At 66.5% G+C, this 2459-nt stretch carries 2 protein-coding genes; one reads left to right on the top strand and one right to left on the bottom strand.

The features are described from left to right. Nucleotides 1-55: 55 nt before the first annotated feature. Nucleotides 56-1129: a glucose-1-phosphate thymidylyltransferase gene (locus DD1DGNOD_RS05850; RefSeq protein WP_131765585.1), complete on the bottom strand. Its 1074-nt coding sequence runs from the start codon at nucleotides 1127-1129 to the stop codon at nucleotides 56-58. 533 nt (nucleotides 1130-1662) lie between these two features. Here DD1DGNOD_RS05850 and DD1DGNOD_RS05845 point away from each other — a divergent pair. Next, a partial coding sequence (locus DD1DGNOD_RS05845) for an LCP family protein (protein WP_241255490.1) occupies nucleotides 1663-2459 on the top strand: 797 nt, incomplete at its 3' end.

Genomic DNA, 2459 nt, shown 5'->3' with positions numbered 1-2459 from the left:
GTCCGGCATCCATCCGGCCGGGGTGTCCCAGCTCCGCCCGTACCCGGCCGACCGGTCAGGACGTGGGAGCGACCGAGACGCGGGAGTGGTCGCCGAGCATCAGCCGGTGCGCCCGCGGACGGGCCCCCGACGGGACGACCTCGACATCCCGGCCGATCAGTGAGTCCTCGATGCGCCCGATCCCCCGGATGGTCGCCCGCTCCAGCACGATCGAGTACTCGATCTCGGTGTTCTCGATCGTGCACGAGTGGTAGATCGAGGTGAACGGGCCGACATAGGAGTCGACGATCTTCGTGTCCCGACCGATGATCGCCGGACCGCGTACGGTGGACCGCACCAACGACGCGCCCTCCTCGACCACGACTCGGCCGACGACCGTGCTGTCCTCGTCGATCACACCGCGTATGTCCGGCTCCAGCGACTCCAGCAGGTGCCGGTTGGTCTCCAGCATGTCGTCGAGCCGCCCGGTGTCCTTCCAGTAGCCCTCGACCAGGTGCGGCGCAACCTCGTAATCACCGTCCACGAGCCACTGGATCGCCTCGGTGATCTCCAGTTCGCCGCGCGCGGACGGTTTGATCGCCCGCACGGCGTCATGGACCACCGAGCCGAACAGGTACACCCCGACAAGGGCGAGGTCGCTGGGTGGCTGCTGCGGCTTCTCGACGAGACGCACGATCTGCCCGCCGGGTCCCAGCTCCGCCACACCGAACGCGGACGGGTTGGAGACCTTCGTCAACAGGATGAGGGCGTCCGGCCTGCTCCGGCGGAACTCCTCCACCAGCCCCGAGATCCCACCGATGATCAGGTTGTCGCCGAGGTACATCACGAACGGTTCGTCACCGAGAAAATCACGAGCGACGAGCACGGCGTGGGCGAGGCCCAGCGGTGCCTCCTGACGGATGTAGGTGACCTCGATCCCCAGGCTGGCACCGTCGCCGACGGCGGCCTCGATCTCCGCGGCGGTCTCCCCGACAATGATCCCGACATCCGTGATACCCGCGTCGGCTATTGCTTCCAGCCCGTAGAAAAGCACCGGCTTGTTCGCCACGGGCACAAGTTGCTTGGCCGAGGTGTGGGTGATCGGGCGCAACCGTGTTCCGGAACCACCGGCAAGCACAAGAGCCTTCATGATCCGAACTCTATCGTGCGGCTGGACGGCGACCATGCGAGCCCGTACGAGACGAGCCCGTACGAGACGAGCCCATACGCGCCGAACGGCATTGTTTCGGCAGCGGCTGTGCTGTTGCGACGCGCCCCGGTGCCGGCTGGATGCCGCGGGAACGCGGGACTCGCCGCGTCCTGCGGCATCCCCGCAACGGGTGCGTCGCGCCTACGACGGGTACCTTCAACAATCAGGACCACAGTTGTCCACCGCGGCCATGGCATCAGTCATGACATCGGCGGTACAGGGGTAATGCCGCGATGAATCCGGAACCCGACCCGCGAACAGCGGCGAGGCTACCGGCATACCGACCGAAGGCGACGTGACCATGGCGCCGGAGGCCCGGACAACCCGGCGATACGCCGGACGCGGCGCCACTTGAGGCCGCCACTTGGGACATAGTGGTACACAGGACCATATCGGGGGCGTGGGACACATCGGACGGCGTACATGCTTGTGAGCCGGTGCCAGGCCATGGTGGGGGTGGGAGGTACGGCACGGTGACCGCTACGACCAGGGTTCCCGTGGACCAGTCCACCAGCACTGCGGTACACCCGGGCCAGGACTCCTCCACAGGCCCGGATTCTCGGATCAGCGGGCCAACAGCGAAGCGATCATGGTTCTTTCGCACCCGGGGGGAGACCCGGCGGCAACGCCGCCTGGGCCAGAAGCTGCTCCTCGCCCTCGCCGGCGTGCTGTCGATGGCGGTCGTCGTGGCGAGCACGGGCGGCTACGTCATCTATCGCTATTTCGACGCTCAGATCAACAGAGTTGCCCTCGCGCTCGGCGACGACCGTGAGCGGCCGGCCGCGGCCCCGCCCGGGACCGCGAACTTCCTGCTGGTCGGGTCGGACAGCCGGGCAGGCACCGGCAACATGTACCAGAGCCAGGAAGTCGTCCCCGGGGAACGCGCGGACACGACCATGCTTGCCCACCTGGATGCGGACGGAACGACCACGCTGGTGTCGTTCCCCCGGGACACCCTTGTGCGCATCCCCGGCCATGGCCGTAACAAGCTCAACTCGGTGATCACGATCGGTGGCCCGTCCCTGCTGATCAAAACGATCGAGAACCTCACGGACATCAAGATTGATCATTTCGTGTCGATCGATCTCGCCGGTTTCAAGGCCATGACGGATGCCATCGGCGGGGTGACGGTATGCGTCAAGCCGCTGCCGGACGGCGGTACGTCCAACCTGCATGACAACTACTCACAGTGGCATGGCGTCGTGGGTGAGAACCATCTCAACGGCGAGCAGGCACTGTCCTTCGTCCGGCAGCGCTACGGCCTGCCCGA

The sequence above is a fragment of the Candidatus Protofrankia californiensis genome (assembly GCF_900634765.1).
Classification (GTDB): Bacteria; Actinomycetota; Actinomycetes; order Frankiales; family Frankiaceae; genus Protofrankia; species Protofrankia californiensis.
Note: the sequence above shows the minus strand (reverse complement) of the source record. Positions and strands in the feature narration are given on the sequence as shown.